This window comes from Bacillus sp. GC_Bacil_1, assembly GCF_026540675.1.
Taxonomy (GTDB): domain Bacteria; phylum Bacillota; class Bacilli; order Bacillales; family Bacillaceae_G; genus Bacillus_A; species Bacillus_A cereus.
The window spans coordinates 276,378-293,921 of sequence record NZ_JALNUG010000001.1 but is presented as its reverse complement, the minus strand read 5'-3'; the positions used below and the strand labels follow the sequence as shown (position 1 = coordinate 293,921).

Sequence of the window (17,544 nt, the reverse complement as noted above, 5' to 3'; positions counted from 1 at the left end):
CTCATGAAATTGACACATTTCATTTCTATATTAGAATTATGGTATAAAAACATGAGGAGGCTCACGATGGAACACAACATTTTACAAGTCATTGCATTAGCAGAAAAACTAAAATATGAAATGCGACATAGCTGGCTTTCCAACGGACGTCAAGAAAGTGTTGCCGAACATACATGGCGTATGTCTCTAATGGCCATTTTAGTTGAACCTTATTTGGATCAAAAAGTAAATATTGAGAAATTACTTAAAATGGTTATTATTCACGACCTAGTCGAAGCCGAAGCTGGTGATATCCCTGCATTCGATACGATGAATAGTCACGAATTACAGCTACAAAAACAAAAAAATGAACTAGAAGCTATTTTAAATATTAAACAAACGTTAACAGGTTCTCTCGGTGAGGAATTATATGACTTATGGATGGAGTTTGAAGCAAAAGAAACGTACGAAGCAAAAGTTGCTAATGCACTCGATAAACTTGAGGTAAAAATCCAGCATAACGAAGCTGATATTGATACGTGGCTACCAATTGAACATAAAATGACATTCCAAGTAGCAAAGCATACAAACTTTGATTCTTTCCTATCTAAATTACAAAAAATTATTGAACAAGATGGAGAAAAGAAGTTAATTGCTGCCGGCATTGATGTTGAGGCATGCAAGCAATAATGAAATAAGACACTCAACAAGAGTGTCTTATTTCATTATTGTTGATATAGCCTGCTTATAAATAAGCTGTTGTTTTCCATCCACTAAAATTAAAACTGTAAATTTATCTACTCCAACAACTTCTCCTACTATTCTAACGCCACTCTTTAAGAAAATTGTAACTGTACCTTTTTCTTCTTTTATTTGTTTATACAATTCTTCCTGTAAATGTTCCAATTACTGTCCTCTCCTTTCTGTGAAACATCTTAATATAAAAAACTATAAATTTTTTATTTATGCACTTTGTCTTTTATATTCATAAACTTATTAATTAGTATATCTAAATCACGACTAAATAACAAAACTTTATCATGATCCAATCCGTGTCTCGCAACAAGTTGAATTAATTCTTTCTTTTTGTTTTCTATTTTATTTTGTAATTGTCCCATCTCCATCTCTATACTAAAACTCCCTTTTCCCATAATATTACTTGTAAAATTATAGTACATATTCTCTCATAAAAAAATAAAAAAATGGTTTTTTTTACAATTTTTTATTTTTCTATGCCTAAATTACGAATCATGTAAAGGTTTATTTACAAATCACTAACATACAATCCTAATGAATCTACAGGCATTTGTCTAATTATAAATGAGACTGGCTCGTTTTCTATACAAAAAACATACTGTATATAGTAGTCCATGAACCATATAGATTAACTTACTAAAAAGGAGGAAAACATATGAGTTATGGTGGAAGTTGCGCTGGTTTCGGCGGTGGATTTGCTTTGCTTATCGTACTATTCATCCTTCTAATCATCATCGGATGTAGCTGTTGGGGTGGCGGCGGATACGGATATTAATATATCCTATCCTTGACAAATGAACTAAAAACTATAAAAAAACAGCTCATATTTGAGCTGTTTTTTTCATACTTTCGTATGAATTTATATCCCTCTTATTTGCGATTTCAACTAGCAACATATTGTTTACTATGGAATAAGAAACATTTTTACTAAGGGGGATTACAATGATTAGAGGTCTTTACGAAGCGCATTTACCTGTCCGCAACTTAAAAGTATCAATACCTTTTTATGAATCACTAGGGCTAAAATTATATAAACGAGGAGATAATATTGCTTTCTTTTGGATTAAAGAAAATGAGAGTTGGCTCGGCCTTTGGGAAGGCACAGAATACAAAGTGAATTATCACCCCTCTTTACGACATATCGCCTTTCAAGTAAGTTTACATGATTTAGAAAATGCGATTCATTGGCTAAATCAAAAAGGAATTTCAGCACGAAAAGACTTTGGAATGGAACCAATTGAACCGATTGTTTTTCCGGAATTAGCACATGCAGCCGTATACTTTAACGACCCTGATGGAAATAGTTTAGAATTGATTGCACAATTACCTGTTGGACTTCCTACAGCGGAAAAAGTGTATTTAAGTGAGTGGAAAGAACAAATTCAAACATCGTCATTACATAAGGAGTAATCTATTTATGTCGATTTCTTATTCCACACTTCTTAAAACAAATAAAAACTTCAATAAACTATTTTATGGGCAAACATTAAGTGTACTTGGGGATTGGTTCCATACGGTAGCTTTATTAACATTTGTCTACAGCATAACGGAATCGCCGTTTATGATCGCACTTACTTTTATAAGTAAAAGTTTACCACAGCTTCTTCTTAGTCCATTCATAGGCGGAATTGTAGATCGTTTCTCTAAAAAGAATATTATGATTTTTACCGATATTACACGGGGAATTCTAGTCCTTACATACTTACTCGCAGGCTATAAAATTGAGATTATTTTCATTGCTAATATATGTTTATCTGTACTTGCTTGTTTATTTGAACCGGCTAAACAAGCAACCCTAAAAAATATTGTACACCAAAATCATTTCGTAACTGCTAACTCTCTTTCTAGTACAATTAATGGTTTTATGTCTATTATGGGGGCTTCTTTGGGCGGAGTAATTGCACAATCTTTACATATTGAGTTCGCTTTTTTAGTAAATAGCCTATCATACTTTCTTTCAGCCTATTTTATTTATAATATGAGTATTCCTGCTCATGATACTTGTAACAAGAACAAAGCATTTTTCACTGATATAAAAGGTGGTTATACATACATATTACAAACAAAAATCATTTTAACATTAATTCTTGTCGGCATTTCATGGGGGATTATTGGAGGCGCTTATCAACTACTTCTAACGATCTATGCCGAAAAAATTTTCCATACGAACATTGGGATTTTATATACGGTTCAAGGGGCTGGGCTTATGATAGGAAGCCTTCTCGTTAATCTTTATATATCCCATAATAAAGAAAAAATGAAAAAAGTATTCGGTTGGTCCTACTTATTACAAGGAATTTTCTTTCTCGGATTCATTCTATCCGATCAACTTATTATCGGTATCATTACTTTATTCTGTATGCGTATAGCAGGAGGAATCATCGTTCCACTTGATACGACATTACTTCAAACTTACACACACGAAAATATGATAGGTAAAGTTTTTTCATTCCATTATTCTATTTACGGATCTCTTATTCAGTTATCGATGTTTTTTACAGGAGGGCTGTTAGAAATTCTTTCTCCTCAAATGATTGGCAGTTTATTAGCTATATGTTGTATTTTGTAAGTTTTATATGGCTGTTTTTATTTTATCGCGGGGAATTTAATGAAGAATCTCCTTCTACTTAATAGCATGTTTATAAACATGCTATTTTTATTTATGTCGAAATACAGAGGAAAAAGACGATTTATTTTCCTTACGTTCTAATTTTTTAGAATGTACAATAAATTTAGATTATAAGAAAAGGGGTGCCATAATGTTTGACGATAGACTTACTATTTCAGCTGAGCAGCAGAAGCTCATTTCCAATGCAACTCGCATTCAAATTCTTCACCTTTTAAAAGATGAAGCACTTACTGCAAAACAAGTTGCTACTAAACTAAATAAATCTGCTGGAAGCGTACATTATCACGTTCAAATTTTATATGATGGAGGGTTGCTTGAATTAGTAGAAACGAAGGAAAAACGAGGGATTATTGAAAAATATTATAAAGCAAAAGCTGCTCATTTCTATATTGAAGAAAGCGGCACAGAAGGAACGAATACAGGTAGTCATATTGTATCTCATTTATTTTTAACTCCAGAGGAATTACAACAGCTTACTTGGGAGATTACACAAGTTTTATTACGCTGGGAAAACAAAACCGCTCGTCAATCAAACTCTGAAGAGGAATACGCTATTTCCTGCAGGATTAAAAAACAATGAAAGAAAGGACCATTTATTCATGAAAAATAAATTATTATTATTGTCGGGAACAGGAATTTCTCGTTTAGGTGATTTTATGTATCTCATCGCTCTAAACTTAATGGTGTTAAATAGCACAAACTCACCTGCTGCTGTAGCAGGATTATGGATTGTTGGTCCAATCGCCACTGTTGTTACAAAAATATGGTCTGGTAGTATAGTAGATCGATTAAACAAACGGTCCATTATGCTCATCACAGATATAATTCGAGCAGCTCTCATTGGCTGTATTCCATTATTTGATTCTATTTGGGCCATTTATATGTTCATCTTTTTAACTCGCATCGCTACATCATTTTTCGATCCAGCTTCATTTACTTATAAAACAATGCTCATACGAGCTGAAGAGCGCGCTCAATTTAATGCATGGAATAGCCTATGTACAAACGGGGCTTTTATTATCGGTCCAGCTCTTGCTGGAATACTTCTCACCACGTACTCAGCAGCCTTTGTTATTTACTGCAACTCACTTTCATTTCTACTTTCTACCATTCTCATTTACTTCTTGCCAAACATTACATTACAAACAAAGCAAAACGAAGAAGTTGCAAATACTTTTGTACAAACATTACGAAGTGATTGGAAACAAGTTTTTTCGTTCGCTCGAACAGAAACGTACATTATTCTCATATTCGTTTTATTTCAAGCGACTATGCTTGTTTCTATGGCACTCGATTCACAAGAAGTTGTTTTTACGAGGCAAGTACTGTTTTTAACCGATATAGAATACAGTATGCTTGTTAGTATAACTGGCGCTGCTTACGTTTCCGGTTCATTTCTCGTCTCTCTCTTTGCCAAACGATTACCAATTCAACATTGTATCGGATTAGGTATGATTTTCACAGCAATAGGCTATATAATTTTCGCCTTTTCAAATTCATTTATAGTCGCAGCAGGTGGTTTCATTTTACTTGGTATTTCTTCATCATTTGCTGGTACTGGCTTTATAACATTTTATCAAAATAACATCCCTATATATATGATAGGACGTATCGATAGCGTGTTTGATTCCATAAAAAATTTCATCCAAATCTTTTTCGTTTTAGCAATTGGGGCATCCGCACAATTTCTTTCCGTTCAATTTACTGTAATAAGTAGCTCGTTACTCATTCTTTTCCTTTCCTGTTTATTAGCAATCCGGGTAATGACTCCTTCACGAGAAAAATACTTTAAAACTACAGAATCATCATTAGAATATTAAATGCAACATAAAAAGCGGCTATTTGCCGTGCAGTAAGCCTCCCACTGATTAAAGTTTCACTTTATGTTAAAATATTTATTAAATTTGATTATGTAGGGGGGCTATTTTGGAAATTATATTCATTTTCATATGTATTATATTAGTAGCTTCTATTTTACAAACAAGTACAGGTTTTGGCTTTTCTATTATGGCAACACCTTTCTTACTCATGTTATTTCTACCACAAGAAGCTATACAAATAAATATCATTTTATCATTAATTATTTCCATATCACTCATTTGGAAAATAAGAATAGATATTGATTTTATACTACTGAAAAGATTAATTTTCGGAAGTATAGTTGGTGTTCCTTTTGGCATTTTCATTTTCACTTCCATTAACATCAACACTTTTAAATTAGCAATTAGCATCCTGCTTTTACTATTAACGTTGATGCTAATATGCAACTTTAAGATTAAATCAACAAAATCTAGAGATTTCTTAGTGGGCGGATTATCCGGTCTTTTAACGACAAGTATCGGTATGCCAGGACCACCCCTGTTACTTTACTTTACAGGAACTGATACGAAAAAAGAGAAATTGAGAGCAACTACTTTAGCTTTTTATCTATTTATATATTTCATTAGCCTACTAACTCAAATACTCTTTACTGGCACAAACAAAACAATTTGGGAATCAAGTTTTTACGCTATTCCAATCGTATTTCTAGGTTTGTATATAGGGCAAATTATTTTCAAATGGCTTAATCAACGAATTTTCAAAATATTTACGTACATCCTTTTAAGTTGCACGGGTATGTATCTTCTTATTGAAAGTTTGCATTTATTATAAGTAAGTTTTTCAAAATACAAAATCATAAATAAAATACTAACCAAACGATAAAAAGCGGCTATTATGCCGCTTTTTATTTTCACATTAAATATTTTAAAACTAGAAGCCCAGCTATCGCTATTACAAACACATTGAAAAAAATCATCCAACTTTTTTCGAAATCTTTATATCTCTCTTCTTTCACTCCACATTGTTTTAGCTTTCCAATTAAAACTGTTAATTCTTGATTATACTCTTTACTTCCTAATTGTATATAATTGTTATTTATTTTAATTCCATATACATTTTTCATTTTTTTATGTTGCGAAACTGCTTGAATTGAGTTTACTAATACACTGTATTCATTTAACTTTTTAAAATAACAATCTAACGCTATAATTTGTAACCTTGTATTAGTTAAAACAATGTAATAATAAAATGTAGCACCTGTGGTTAATATATTAGGTATAACTTTAGAATTTACAAGACTTCCTTCTTCCACTAATATTTCACATTGTATTTCCTCTCCTTCTTGCAACTCTTTCCGAACTGATTCTTCCAACATTTGCACCGTTAATTTCTTCAATAACTCCCCGTTTTTCACATAATACTTATCTATATTTATAGATTCATTCGCTTCTTTCTCTAAACGTGTAATTTCTTCCTCTGAATATTGGAGCTCATTTAACATCGATAATAATCTTTTATCCATATTACACACTCCCTTTCCACAGTTTTTGAAGTTTTTTCTTCCCACGAGAAATTCGATTGTATATATAATCTGCCGTTACTTTTAATTCTTTTGCAATATCGTCAATGGAATACCCATCAATATACCTCTTTAAAAAGATATATCGATCTTTCTTATTTAAATCTTGAACAATTTCCATAATCTCTTCTTCTTGTTCTATTTCATACCTATCATGGACACTTGTATCTATTTCTACGTCCTTATCGATTTTATTCTCTTTATATACTTTCTTTTTATATTCCAATGCCTTCAATTTAGTAATACCAATCATCCAAGATTTTAAGTTTCCCTTTTCTGTATCAAATTGGTCGATATTAAACCAAATAACAGTAAATACATCGTTATAACAATCATCCACATATTGTTTTTCAGTAGGGGTACTTAATGATTTATGAATAATGTATAAAATTAATTTTCCATATTGATCAATCACTTCTTTCAAAGCATCTTGATCATGTTTTTTCATAGCTATAATTAAATCCTCTTCAGAATCGAAAATCATATGCATCTTCCTTCCTCAGTTCCCCTTTAGCAGCTGCCTTTACTTACTATTGGTATTTCATTCTCATTTTCTATCACTTTTGTAAAAATTTATTAACTTTTATTTCTATGTATATGATAACAAACGAAATACCTAAGATCAGAAAGAATAGACAACTTTCTGATCTTAGGTATTTCTCCTTTCAAAAAAAGCAAACCCGCATTCAGGTTTGCCCTTTTACTCACTTCTTATTTAATCCTTTTTCACTTAAAAACTCTTTCATATGCATTCTTTTTTCTTTAGACATAAACGAACTCATTGATTCCGTCCATGTTACGCTTTTCTTGTTTGATGATCTTTCTTTGTAATACGAGTTCATCGTTTCATCATATTCATTTAATAATTCATCATATTTCTTTTCATCATATCCATTTTCATGAAGAACCGCTGCTACCGGTAAGCGTGGTTTAACTCCATGTTCTTCATCTGGTACACCGACTGTCATTCCGAATACAGGATATACTTTATCTGGTAAATGAAGCAATTCGCTCACTTCTCTCGGATTATTACGAATACCACCAATATAACAAATACCGTATCCTAATGACTCTGCTGCTAACGCTAAGTTTTGCGCAAAAAGTGAAGCATCTACCGTCGCAACGATAAAGTCTTCCACCCCTTCATGCTTTATCTCTGTACCATGTTTTTCACATGCAATTTCAAGTCGTTTTAAATCTGCACAACAAACAAAGAATGCTGCGCAGTCTTTCACATGGCGATTTCCGGATAACTCTGCTAATTTAGCCTTTAATTCCTGATTTGTTACATATATGACAGAATACGCCTGTACAAAATGTGATGAAGCCGCATGCTGTGCAGCGTGCACCATTTTTTCTACTACATCTTTCGGAATTGATTCTTCTTTATATTTACGAACTGAAACGTGTTGCTCTATCTTATGTATTATCTCATTCATGAAAATCACTCCTTTTTCTCTTCATAATGAAAAATTAACACATCTTTTTCAATATTCACAACTTATAAGCACAAAAAGAGCAATTCTTTTTGAATTGCTCTTTTTTTTAAAACGTCTATGAATACGGTAAATGAAATTATATTAACGGTAATTTAAATGAAATTTTTTCTTGTCTTATTACGCCGTTTTCAAGACTTTAATACCTTTTACGATATTCCAAATGAAGTAGTAAATTCCTACAAGAATGAACACTGTATATGTGATAATCATTCCAATTCCAGCACCGTCAGATTGATTGAAACCTAAACCGTACATTCCTGATACTGCTAGTCCTCCAAATAAGATTGCGTATGGGAAAACATGTGACCAAAATGCTTTTTTCGCGTGATACTTCACTTCATCTTCTGCAACAAAGTACACGATAATTGGTAGTAAAAATGGTGCAAAAAAGATACTAAAGTAACATAACGAAGATAAAATATTATTTCCTTTCATCCGATTCACCTCTAAATAGTTTTTGTTACTTTCATTATGTCAGGAAATCATTCTAGAAACTATCGCTTTACCTTTCACTAACGTGACATATTTGTAAGATTTTCCTCAAATTAAATCCCGTCTGAAGTTTCAGACGGGATCACTTTCACTATATTCGATTCATAAACCAATACTGTGTAATGGCTAAATATTCTCGTACATTCGATGGAATGATGATTGGTCTCGGTGTTTTTGCCGGAAGACCTTCTAATTGTAAACCTTGTTTGGCAGCTATTTTTTTCGCTCTAAACATATGAAAATCGTTTGTTACGATCATACCTTTTTTCATATCGGCTGGAATTAACGGTTTTGAGAATGTAATATTCTCATCTGTACTCGTAGATTTGTCCTCCATTATAATACGGTCTTCTGCGATGTTTTGTTTTATTAGTCCTTGTTTCATTGCTAATGCTTCTGAAATGTCTTCACCTTTTCCTTGTCCTCCAGATACGATAGCGATTGTTTTCTCATGTGATTTTAAATATTCAGCTGCTTTATCAATACGATATTGCAATGAATAAGATGGTTTCGTTCCATTTACTTTCGATCCTAGTACAATTATGTACTCAGCATCTTCACTTGCATTCATATGTCCATGCTTATAAATGTGATATTGTAAAAACCCCGCATATACGGCGCAAATCATTATAACAACTAAAATACACTTTATTATTTTCTTCTTTCTCATACTCATATACTCCTATTTTCTTTTACTTCCTTCATGATAATATCCATTTATTTGTTTGTATACAGACAAATTCCAATAAACCCTAAATTATCCTCTGAAAGGTAATATTTATATTACTTTCGGGAATAGTAAGTACAACTTTACACCAAGGAGTGTCTCTATTGCTTCTCTTTTTATGTAACGTGTCGTTCTTTTTCATCTTATTTTTACTATCGCTTAAGTTACTCGGTAAATCCGCGTTAGCACAACTAACTCCTCATGATTTTGGGGCTATAATCTTTTTATCTTATTTAGCTTTCCAGGCCATACCCGTCTCTGGTGCTTTACAAGCATTTCTCGGTATGGTTGTTATTACATGTTTACATTTACTCCTTACAAAATTAAGCCTATTCAACAAACTAAATCGTTTTATTCTCGGACACCCTATCATTTTAATTAAACATGGTGATATTATTTTTGAGAACTTACAAAAAAGTAGATATCCCATTGCCGAACTACTTTCTAATCTTCGCGTTGCAGGATATCCGAGTGTTCATGAAATTGAATACGCCATTTTAGAAGCGAACGGAGCTATTAGTATTTTACCAAAAAGAGAACTTGTACCATTAACTCCAAAAGATTTAAACATAGATGTTAAGTATGCTGGATTACCAATTGCACTTATTGTCGATTCACAAATTCAATATGATAACTTAAAGTTGATACATAAAGATGAAAAATGGTTATATAAAGAATTAAAAGAAAAAGGAATTACACATATTAAAAACGTTGCCTTTGCTTCTGTTCAAGAAACGGATGGATCTTTTGCGATTAGTTTAAAGGAATAAAAAAATCCCCTTAATTGCTTAGGGGGATTTTCTTCATCATATCGCTTCTTTCTCTCCTGCCATATTTAATGGAACAGGATGTTTCATACGATTCATCGTAAATACGATAATCGCTGTCATTACTTCCGCAACTGGCATAACGAGCCAAATTCCGTTTATCCCAAATAATTTTGGCATAATCCATAACAATGGAATGATAAATAGTAACCCTCGGCTCATTATAATAAGTACTGATTTCTTCGTTTGTCGCACTGATTGGAAGTACTCTCCATACACAATGTTATAACCTAAAAATACGTATTGGATAAAGAATAAACTAATACCTGTTAAGGTTAACTCCAATAATTCTGGAGATTGAACATCAAATAAACCAATGATATATTTCCCGAAGAATAATCCGACAATTATCGCAACGCCTCCGAGGACAACTGCAATTTTCACAGCAAACTTCAATCCTTCACGAAGTCTCTCTGATAAATTTGCCCCGTAATGGAAACTAGCAATCGGTTGCAATGCTGCTCCAACACCGAAGAATAATAGTAATGTCATTGCATGAATACTATTCACCATCGCATAGGAAGCTACTCCTACTTCTCCTGCATATTGAACAAATGCGATATTAAAACCAATCGTTACGATTGCAACTGTGCTTTCTGCTGTAAAACTTGGGAAACCAATCACCATAATTTGTTTGACAGTATCCCATTCAAAATGGAATTTCGTCCATTTTAAAATGCTACTTTTTCTAAAGAAATGAGTTAATAATACAAGGAAACCAATCGCTGCTGAAAGAATAGTCGCTGAAGCAGCACCTGTTACGCCCCATCCAAAGATAAAAATAAAGATATAGTCAAACAGTATATTTAATACAGCTGTTACAACAAGACCAGCCATTGCTAAATTAGGATTTCCATCATTTCGTATAAATGTACTTAAAATATTTTCTAAAACGTATATCATTCCAAATGTTAGTAATACGTGTAAATAGTCTAACGCATATGGTAAAATCACTTCATTTGCACCAAATAAGTACGCTAAATCTTCTATTCTCCATAAACAAATAGCCGCTAAAACACCTACGATAACAACTGCTACCGTCATGGATTGAGTAAAAATAGACCTTGCTCTTTCTCGTTTATTTTCACCTAATGCAATAGAATATAACGTTGCCCCGCCCATCCCGATCCATAATGAAATAGAGAAGAAAATCGAAAACGCTGGAATAGCCACGTTTACTCCTGCTAAACCGTTCGCCCCAACTCCTCTACTAATCATAACCGCGTCAATTACAATATTCACTGACATTAAAACCATTCCTAGAACGGCTGGTATTAAATAAGAAATAAATAAACTTTTAACTGGTTTTTCTCTTAATTTTTCTGTTGCTTCCATACTATTATGCTCCTTTTTCAACGCTCTGTTCACAGTTTAAACCTTCAAGTAACTTGAAGGTCAAGAGAGAATTAAAAAAATAGGAAATTTAATTATCGGAATTGATGCAGGTTTGTAATTAATAGAAGTCCTACACTCTATTTTTTCATTACTGGAATTTGAATTTCTGTTACTTGCTCCTCTGGATTTTCTGTTACAGACCAATCAATTAATCCAATCTCAATCGAATCTCCACTTATTTCGTATCCTTCTTGATCAATGTATTCCATTAATTTCTTATATGTTTCACCTGTTTCTTCATATGATCCATGATGATAAGCGCACGCAAACATACCAGCTTTAATTGAATCTGAACTATGTACTTGATAAGGCATATAATCCAAAAGAATAAATACGCTACTATATGCTTGAAACTCCTTTTGCATGAATGCTTTTTTGGAAATTGTCACACCTATATCTCCTGAAAATAGACTATCATCCATTTGCTTCATATTTTTTTGAAGCGAATGGATATAATAATCAAACATATCATCTGTCGTATTTGGCGCCACTGCAATCGCTGTTATTTTTCTTTTTGGTATTTTTTTAATAAGTATTCGATCGGTTTCCGCTTTCGTCGCCTTCTTTATTAAATGAATTCTATGTTCCATTTTTGCTAAAGCATATTCAATTTCTCTTTGTTTCTTCAGCATCATTTCTTGTTGTTTTTCCAGTAAATTGAGTGCGTATGTTGGATTTCTTTCATCAATATATTTCTTAATTTCCTTTAACGGAATATTTAACTGGCGTAAAAATTTAATCGTATCTAACAGTGAAAATTGATCGATTGTATAATAACGATAATTCGTTTGAGGATCAACAATGGACGGATGAAAAATTCCTTTTTCATCATAATACCTCAATGTAGATTCTGCAATATTATGCATTTTTGCCATTTCTCCAATTGTAAAGCGTTTATTTAATAACATGTTTCCTTCTCCAATTCATTAAAAATATTGCCTTATTTCTTCTTATTATATAGCCATTCCCTTCATACCTAAATCAAATTCCATCATGAAAATCTGCTATTTTTTCATTGATTTTTAATAAATTTTATTATATATTAATTACAGGTTCAAATTACAAGTTCAAAAGAACTTGTAATCAGACCCTTTTGTTTAATGGGTTTTACATATTTTCATTAGGCAAATTCCGAGAAATCGTATGATAAAATTAAAAATGACGAGGAGAGGATCAGATGGAATTCGAATTTTTCTTTCAAATTGCACTTATTTTATTAAGTACAAAGCTTGCTGGTGATCTTAGTGTTAGATTAGGTCAACCTTCTGTACTAGGTAAATTAATTGTCGGTATCGTTATCGGTCCAGCTGTATTAGGTTGGATTGAAAATTCAGAGTTTCTAACTCAATTAAGTAATGTCGGAGTTATTCTTTTAATGTTTATGGCTGGACTTGAAACAGACTTAGAAGAATTAAACGCAAATCGTAATTCTTCTTTAGCAGTTGCACTCGGAGGTATCATTCTTCCATTCGTAGGTGGTTACGTTTCCGGTCTTGTGATGGGAATGGAACAAGGAAACGCTGTATTCTTAGGATTACTTCTATGTGCGACAAGTGTTAGTATTTCCGTACAAACACTTCGTGATTTAGGTAAAATGAAAACACGTGAAAGTACGACGATGCTTGGAGCCGCTGTATTTGATGACATTCTTGTTGTTATTTTATTAGCATTTGCAATGAGCTTCTTAGGTACTGATGATGTTAACTTAACAATGGTTATCTTGAAGAAAGTAGTATTCTTCGCTTCTATTATTTTAATCGGATGGAAAGGTGTTCCTGCGATTATGCGCTGGTTATCACCACTGCGCGTATCTGAGTCTATCGTGAGCGCGGCTCTTATCATCTGTTTCTCATTCGCATATTTCGGCGAATTATTAGGAATTGCTGGTATTATCGGTGCTTTCGCTGCTGGTATTGCAATTTCTCAAACAAACTACAAACATGAAGTAGAAAAGAAAGTAGAACCAATTGCTTACGCTATGTTCGTTCCCGTATTCTTCGTTAGTATCGGTATGAATATTACATTTGACGGTATCGGCAATCAAATTTGGTTCATCTTAGCATTAACTGTTATCGCTGTATTAACGAAATTAATCGGCTGTGGATTCGGTGCTCGAATGACTGGATTTGACGCTAAGTCTTCTGCAATTATCGGTGCTGGAATGGTTTCTCGTGGTGAAGTTGCACTTATCATCGCAGGAACAGGACTTTCTTCAGGTCTATTGGCACAAGATTACTTTACAGCAATCGTTATTGTCGTTATTTTAACTACAATGATTACACCACCAATGTTAAAATACACTTTTGGTGCAAAAGATAAAGCAATGAAAGCAAGCAAATAAATTTACTATAATAAAAGGAGATTGCTATTTTATAAGATAGCAATCTCCTTTTTGTTTTATCTTTAAACAATCCCGTTCTTTTTTAACCATTTTTCAAAAATAATTCGTGCTTCATCATCATCAATATCATTCCCAAATGAATACACCATAATGCCATAATCATCTATATATTTACCTAGCTTCATTCCCTCCACTTTCTTATAAAAATCGTCTGCCTCATAGTGCGGAATATAAGCATCCCAAACTGGTTCATTTATTCTTTTGTACGCCGTCACTTCTAAATCATATCCGTCTTCATAATATCCGATGTGATAATGTTTGTTAGGATCATATTTCTCCATTAAAAGTCCCCTCCTACTAAACAAGAGCGAGCCTTATATTACAGCTCGCTCCTCTCTCTATTTATTAAATACGCTCCATCGCTGTCTTCAACGTTCCAACAACGAAAGCAATCTCTTCACTTGAAATAACAAGAGGCGGCGCTAATGTTAAAACGTTATTATATCCTGCTGTTGTCATACCGTTTCGTCCTATAATTAAGCCCTTTTCTTTACAAGCATTTACAACACTTGCTATTTTATCATTATCAATTGGTTCTTTCGTCTCTTTATCATTTACTAATTCAATTCCAACTAGTAAACCTTTCCCTCGAATATTCCCAACAAGTGGATGTTCCCCAATTTCATCTTTTAGTTGCTCTAATAAAAGGGAACCCATTTGTGCAGATCGCTCAATTAAATTTTCATTTTCCATAATCTCTAAATTTTTAAGTGCTAATGCACAAGCTGCTGGATTTCCACCAAATGTATTAATATGGCGGAAAAATTCATATTCTCCTTTACCTTTAAAAGCCTCATATATTTCTTTTTTCACAGCTGTTGCAGATAATGGTAAATATGCGCTCGTAATGCCTTTTGCCATTGTAATAATATCTGGCTTCACATCATAATTCATAAATCCGAATGCTTTTCCTGTACGCCCAAAACCGCAAATCACTTCATCACTAATAAGTAAGGCACCGTGTTTTTGACACGTCTCATGAACAGCTTTCATATAGTCTTGTGGTGGCATTAATATGCCCCCGCCTGTAATAATAGGTTCCATAATAAACGCAGCAATTGTTTCACTTAATTCCCACGTCATAACACGATCGACTTCTTTCACACATTCTACATCATAAATATGCTGCCCTTCAATTTCAGGCATACGATAACAATCTGGTGGTGTTACATGTAAAAAACCTGAAGCAAACGGCTCATATTGATATCTACGCTGCGCTTGTCCCGTCGCTGCCATTGTCGCCATTGTATTCCCGTGATACCCACGATAACGTGACATAAATTTATAACGATGTGGTTCACCTTTTTGAGCATAGTATTGTCTTGCTATTTTAAAAGCTGTTTCGTTCGCTTCTGAACCACTATTTGAGAAGAAAATAACATACTCTCCCCCAAGCCACTCATTTAACTTTTCAGCAAGCTTTATAGCTGGCTCATGGGATTGTGACATTGGAAAGTATGATAATGTTTGTAATTGCTTATAAGCCGCTTCTGCGAGCTCTTTTCTTCCATATCCACTATTCACACACCAAAGGCCACTCATACCATCTAAATATCTTTTTCCTTGTATATCTTCAACCCAGCACCCTTCAGCTTTTGCCCCTACCATTGTACTATTTGGACTAAAGGGACGCATTCCGTGCCAAACATATTGCTCATCTTTTGCTAATAATTCATCAGTTTGCTTCGTTTTCATCATTACTTCCACCTTCCATAACAACTTATTTTTCACAAAAGCTGCGCTGGTGCCATGATGACTTAAATTTCTCCCTGCTATTTTCATTCCACAAAATTAAGACAAATCCTACTTACAAATCAGTAATATTTACAAGAAAATGACAAAAGAAAAAAGAGCTTTTCTTATCTATCGAAAAGCTCCTCTTTTATTTAATGTGAAGACGCATCGCTAATGCCATGACCAGTATTAGATTTCACTAGAATTTCATCAAATTTCGCTGCATCTTCTTTCTTACTAGATAAAACCGTTCCTAAATATGCTGCAAGAAATCCGAGTGGAATTGAAATAATTCCTGGTGTCGTATATGGGAATAATGCTTCCCCAACAAAAATAGCTTTTCCAGCTACAGGGTTCCAAACATTCGGACTCAACGCTACGAGAACAATTGCCGATACGAGACCTACAATCATACCCGAAATAGCACCCGTTGTATTAAAACGCTTCCAATATATTGTAAATAAAATTACTGGTAGATTTGCACTCGCTGCAACTGCAAATGCTAATGATACTAAAAATGCTACGTTTAATGTTTGGGCAAATAATGCAAGTATGATAGATAGTATCGCTACTCCAATAGATGCATAACGAGCCATGGATACTTGCTCTTTTTCCGTTGATTTTCCTTTACGAATGATTTCATTATAAAAATCATGAGCGAATGCTGATGCTGCTGTTAATACAAGACCTGCCACTACAGCCAAAATCGTTGCAAAAGCAATTGCTGATACGAAAGCAAATAAGAAGTCTCCACCTAACGCTTTGGCTAATAAAGGTGCCGCCATATTACCAGCTGGGTTCGCTTTAATAATCGCTTCATTTCCTACAAACGCTGCCGCACCAAATCCTAAGAAAATCGTCATAATATAAAATGCACCAATTAACCACGTCGCATATACGACAGATTGACGTGCAGTTTTTGCATCACGTACTGTAAAAAAGCGGACTAGTATATGTGGTAATCCAGCTGTACCAAGTACTAGTCCTAAATTTAAAGAAAGTGTATCAAGACCATCCTTATACTTTACACCTGGATTTAAAAATGAATCTTTTAAAGGTGTAGCTGTTTTCATTTGGGCGAACATTTCAGTCACGCTGAAGTTGAATTTTGCGAAAACGATAACAGAAATAATAAACGTACCAGCCATAAGTAATACAGCCTTTACAATTTGTACCCAGCTCGTTGCTGTCATACCTCCAAAAATAACATACACCGTCATAAGTGTTCCAACGATTAATACAGATGTCGTATATTCAATCCCTAATAATAATTTAATAAGTGCACCCGCGCCAACTAATTGTGCAATCATGTAAAAGATAGAAATCGTCATCGTATTAAGAGCTGCAACTCCGCGAACTTTTTTCGCATCAAAGCGTGCTGCAATCATATCCGCCAAAGTGTACTTTCCTAAATTTCTAAGCGGTTCTGCAACAAGATACAGTACAACTAAATAAGCAACTAAAAAACCGATACTATAAAAGAATCCATCAAACCCAGTTAATGCGATTGCTCCGGCTATACCAAGAAATGAAGCAGCAGACATGTAATCTCCAGCAATGGCTAGACCATTTTGCCAACCAGTTAATCCCCCTCCGGCCGTATAAAATTCACTCGCATTTTTCGTTTTTTTCGATGCAAAATAGGTTATGACTAGCGTACCAAGAACGATAATTAAAAATAGTGCAAACGCAGTAGTATTCAAGT

At 33.6% G+C, this 17,544-nt stretch carries 20 protein-coding genes and 1 pseudogene; 9 read left to right on the top strand and 12 right to left on the bottom strand.

Annotation, left to right across the window (positions count from 1 at the left end):
- The first annotated feature begins 66 nt into the window (after positions 1–66).
- Positions 67–669, top strand: coding sequence for an HD domain-containing protein (locus tag OXT04_RS01590; protein ID WP_016513063.1), 603 nt, complete (start codon positions 67–69; stop codon positions 667–669).
- A 27-nt stretch (positions 670–696) separates the two neighbouring features.
- Here the strand turns inward: OXT04_RS01590 and hfq are convergent, their stop codons facing one another.
- Positions 697–885: an RNA chaperone Hfq gene (gene hfq, locus OXT04_RS01585; protein ID WP_000400665.1), complete on the bottom strand. Its 189-nt coding sequence runs from the start codon at positions 883–885 to the stop codon at positions 697–699.
- 53 nt (positions 886–938) lie between these two features.
- Entirely contained in the window at positions 939–1,157 is a 219-nt protein-coding gene (locus OXT04_RS01580) for an aspartyl-phosphate phosphatase Spo0E family protein (RefSeq protein ID WP_000291691.1), read from the bottom strand.
- A 233-nt stretch (positions 1,158–1,390) separates the two neighbouring features.
- Between OXT04_RS01580 and OXT04_RS01575 the strand changes: the two genes are divergently transcribed.
- The 6 genes and pseudogenes from OXT04_RS01575 to OXT04_RS01550 all read left to right on the top strand — a co-directional run bounded on the left by OXT04_RS01575 (position 1,391) and on the right by OXT04_RS01550 (position 6,016).
- Positions 1,391–1,510: a YjcZ family sporulation protein gene (locus OXT04_RS01575; protein ID WP_000120179.1), complete on the top strand. Its 120-nt coding sequence runs from the start codon at positions 1,391–1,393 to the stop codon at positions 1,508–1,510.
- 167 nt (positions 1,511–1,677) lie between these two features.
- A complete protein-coding gene (locus OXT04_RS01570) occupies positions 1,678–2,145 on the top strand; it encodes a VOC family protein (protein ID WP_033696135.1) in 468 nt (155 codons plus the stop codon).
- A 7-nt stretch (positions 2,146–2,152) separates the two neighbouring features.
- Positions 2,153–3,366, top strand: a pseudogene (locus tag OXT04_RS01565) (MFS transporter).
- Positions 3,367–3,494: 128 nt separating this feature from the next.
- Entirely contained in the window at positions 3,495–3,944 is a 450-nt protein-coding gene (locus OXT04_RS01560) for an ArsR/SmtB family transcription factor (RefSeq protein ID WP_000459089.1), read from the top strand.
- A 19-nt stretch (positions 3,945–3,963) separates the two neighbouring features.
- Positions 3,964–5,184 carry an MFS transporter gene (locus OXT04_RS01555; protein ID WP_071730822.1) on the top strand — a complete coding sequence of 407 codons (1,221 nt, stop codon included), beginning with the start codon at positions 3,964–3,966 and terminating at the stop codon, positions 5,182–5,184.
- A 106-nt stretch (positions 5,185–5,290) separates the two neighbouring features.
- Positions 5,291–6,016, top strand: coding sequence for a sulfite exporter TauE/SafE family protein (locus OXT04_RS01550; RefSeq protein ID WP_000402526.1), 726 nt, complete (start codon positions 5,291–5,293; stop codon positions 6,014–6,016).
- 79 nt (positions 6,017–6,095) lie between these two features.
- Here the strand turns inward: OXT04_RS01550 and OXT04_RS01545 are convergent, their stop codons facing one another.
- The 5 genes from OXT04_RS01545 to OXT04_RS01525 all read right to left on the bottom strand — a co-directional run bounded on the left by OXT04_RS01545 (position 6,096) and on the right by OXT04_RS01525 (position 9,425).
- Positions 6,096–6,707: a flagellar motor switch protein FliG gene (locus OXT04_RS01545; RefSeq protein ID WP_000361356.1), complete on the bottom strand. Its 612-nt coding sequence runs from the start codon at positions 6,705–6,707 to the stop codon at positions 6,096–6,098.
- Between the two features lies 1 nt (position 6,708).
- Entirely contained in the window at positions 6,709–7,254 is a 546-nt protein-coding gene (locus tag OXT04_RS01540; RefSeq protein ID WP_003274080.1) for a sigma-70 family RNA polymerase sigma factor, read from the bottom strand.
- Between the two features lie 214 nt (positions 7,255–7,468).
- Positions 7,469–8,203 carry an oxygen-insensitive NADPH nitroreductase gene (gene nfsA / locus OXT04_RS01535; RefSeq protein WP_001002379.1) on the bottom strand — a complete coding sequence of 245 codons (735 nt, stop codon included), beginning with the start codon at positions 8,201–8,203 and terminating at the stop codon, positions 7,469–7,471.
- Positions 8,204–8,380: 177 nt separating this feature from the next.
- A complete protein-coding gene (locus tag OXT04_RS01530) occupies positions 8,381–8,698 on the bottom strand; it encodes a magnetosome magnetite crystal formation protein family (RefSeq protein WP_063546959.1) in 318 nt (105 codons plus the stop codon).
- A gap of 148 nt (positions 8,699–8,846) precedes the next feature.
- Entirely contained in the window at positions 8,847–9,425 is a 579-nt protein-coding gene (locus OXT04_RS01525) for a YdcF family protein (protein WP_001227658.1), read from the bottom strand.
- Between the two features lie 161 nt (positions 9,426–9,586).
- On the opposite strand from OXT04_RS01525, the gene OXT04_RS01520 reads away from it, so the two are divergent.
- Positions 9,587–10,252, top strand: coding sequence for a DUF421 domain-containing protein (locus OXT04_RS01520; protein ID WP_097924911.1), 666 nt, complete (start codon positions 9,587–9,589; stop codon positions 10,250–10,252).
- A gap of 36 nt (positions 10,253–10,288) precedes the next feature.
- Here the strand turns inward: OXT04_RS01520 and OXT04_RS01515 are convergent, their stop codons facing one another.
- Entirely contained in the window at positions 10,289–11,644 is a 1,356-nt protein-coding gene (locus OXT04_RS01515) for an MATE family efflux transporter (protein ID WP_050843133.1), read from the bottom strand.
- Positions 11,645–11,781: 137 nt separating this feature from the next.
- Positions 11,782–12,612, bottom strand: a complete 831-nt coding sequence (locus OXT04_RS01510; protein WP_016082204.1) for a MerR family transcriptional regulator — start codon at positions 12,610–12,612, stop codon at positions 11,782–11,784.
- 269 nt (positions 12,613–12,881) lie between these two features.
- Between OXT04_RS01510 and OXT04_RS01505 the strand changes: the two genes are divergently transcribed.
- Positions 12,882–14,045, top strand: coding sequence for a cation:proton antiporter (locus OXT04_RS01505; RefSeq protein WP_267412628.1), 1,164 nt, complete (start codon positions 12,882–12,884; stop codon positions 14,043–14,045).
- 62 nt (positions 14,046–14,107) lie between these two features.
- On the opposite strand, the gene OXT04_RS01500 is transcribed toward OXT04_RS01505, so the two are convergent.
- The 3 genes from OXT04_RS01500 to OXT04_RS01490 form a co-directional block, all read right to left on the bottom strand.
- Complete coding sequence (locus tag OXT04_RS01500) at positions 14,108–14,386, bottom strand: DUF3986 family protein (RefSeq protein WP_000417068.1); 279 nt, start codon at positions 14,384–14,386, stop codon at positions 14,108–14,110.
- A gap of 64 nt (positions 14,387–14,450) precedes the next feature.
- Positions 14,451–15,800, bottom strand: coding sequence for an aspartate aminotransferase family protein (locus OXT04_RS01495; RefSeq protein ID WP_000850962.1), 1,350 nt, complete (start codon positions 15,798–15,800; stop codon positions 14,451–14,453).
- A 191-nt stretch (positions 15,801–15,991) separates the two neighbouring features.
- On the bottom strand, positions 15,992–17,542 hold the full coding sequence (locus OXT04_RS01490; RefSeq protein ID WP_001098239.1) for a solute symporter family protein: 1,551 nt from the start codon (positions 17,540–17,542) through the stop codon (positions 15,992–15,994).
- Between the last annotated feature and the right edge of the window lie 2 nt (positions 17,543–17,544).

Excerpts from the sequence above, each read along its gene's own strand:
- OXT04_RS01555 (WP_071730822.1), top strand. The coding sequence starts at position 3,964 with ATGAAAAATAAATTATTATTATTGTCGGGAACAGGAATTTCTCGTTTA.
- OXT04_RS01580 (WP_000291691.1), bottom strand. The coding sequence starts at position 1,157 with ATGTACTATAATTTTACAAGTAATATTATGGGAAAAGGGAGTTTTAGT.
- OXT04_RS01570 (WP_033696135.1), top strand. The coding sequence starts at position 1,678 with ATGATTAGAGGTCTTTACGAAGCGCATTTACCTGTCCGCAACTTAAAA.
- OXT04_RS01545 (WP_000361356.1), bottom strand. The coding sequence starts at position 6,707 with ATGGATAAAAGATTATTATCGATGTTAAATGAGCTCCAATATTCAGAG.
- OXT04_RS01500 (WP_000417068.1), bottom strand. The coding sequence starts at position 14,386 with ATGGAGAAATATGATCCTAACAAACATTATCACATCGGATATTATGAA.
- nfsA (WP_001002379.1), bottom strand. The coding sequence starts at position 8,203 with ATGAATGAGATAATACATAAGATAGAGCAACACGTTTCAGTTCGTAAA.
- OXT04_RS01510 (WP_016082204.1), bottom strand. The coding sequence starts at position 12,612 with ATGTTATTAAATAAACGCTTTACAATTGGAGAAATGGCAAAAATGCAT.
- OXT04_RS01540 (WP_003274080.1), bottom strand. The coding sequence starts at position 7,254 with ATGCATATGATTTTCGATTCTGAAGAGGATTTAATTATAGCTATGAAA.
- OXT04_RS01530 (WP_063546959.1), bottom strand. The coding sequence starts at position 8,698 with ATGAAAGGAAATAATATTTTATCTTCGTTATGTTACTTTAGTATCTTT.
- OXT04_RS01560 (WP_000459089.1), top strand. The coding sequence starts at position 3,495 with ATGTTTGACGATAGACTTACTATTTCAGCTGAGCAGCAGAAGCTCATT.
- OXT04_RS01495 (WP_000850962.1), bottom strand. The coding sequence starts at position 15,800 with ATGAAAACGAAGCAAACTGATGAATTATTAGCAAAAGATGAGCAATAT.
- OXT04_RS01590 (WP_016513063.1), top strand. The coding sequence starts at position 67 with ATGGAACACAACATTTTACAAGTCATTGCATTAGCAGAAAAACTAAAA.
- OXT04_RS01525 (WP_001227658.1), bottom strand. The coding sequence starts at position 9,425 with ATGAGAAAGAAGAAAATAATAAAGTGTATTTTAGTTGTTATAATGATT.
- OXT04_RS01575 (WP_000120179.1), top strand. The coding sequence starts at position 1,391 with ATGAGTTATGGTGGAAGTTGCGCTGGTTTCGGCGGTGGATTTGCTTTG.
- OXT04_RS01505 (WP_267412628.1), top strand. The coding sequence starts at position 12,882 with ATGGAATTCGAATTTTTCTTTCAAATTGCACTTATTTTATTAAGTACA.
- OXT04_RS01515 (WP_050843133.1), bottom strand. The coding sequence starts at position 11,644 with ATGGAAGCAACAGAAAAATTAAGAGAAAAACCAGTTAAAAGTTTATTT.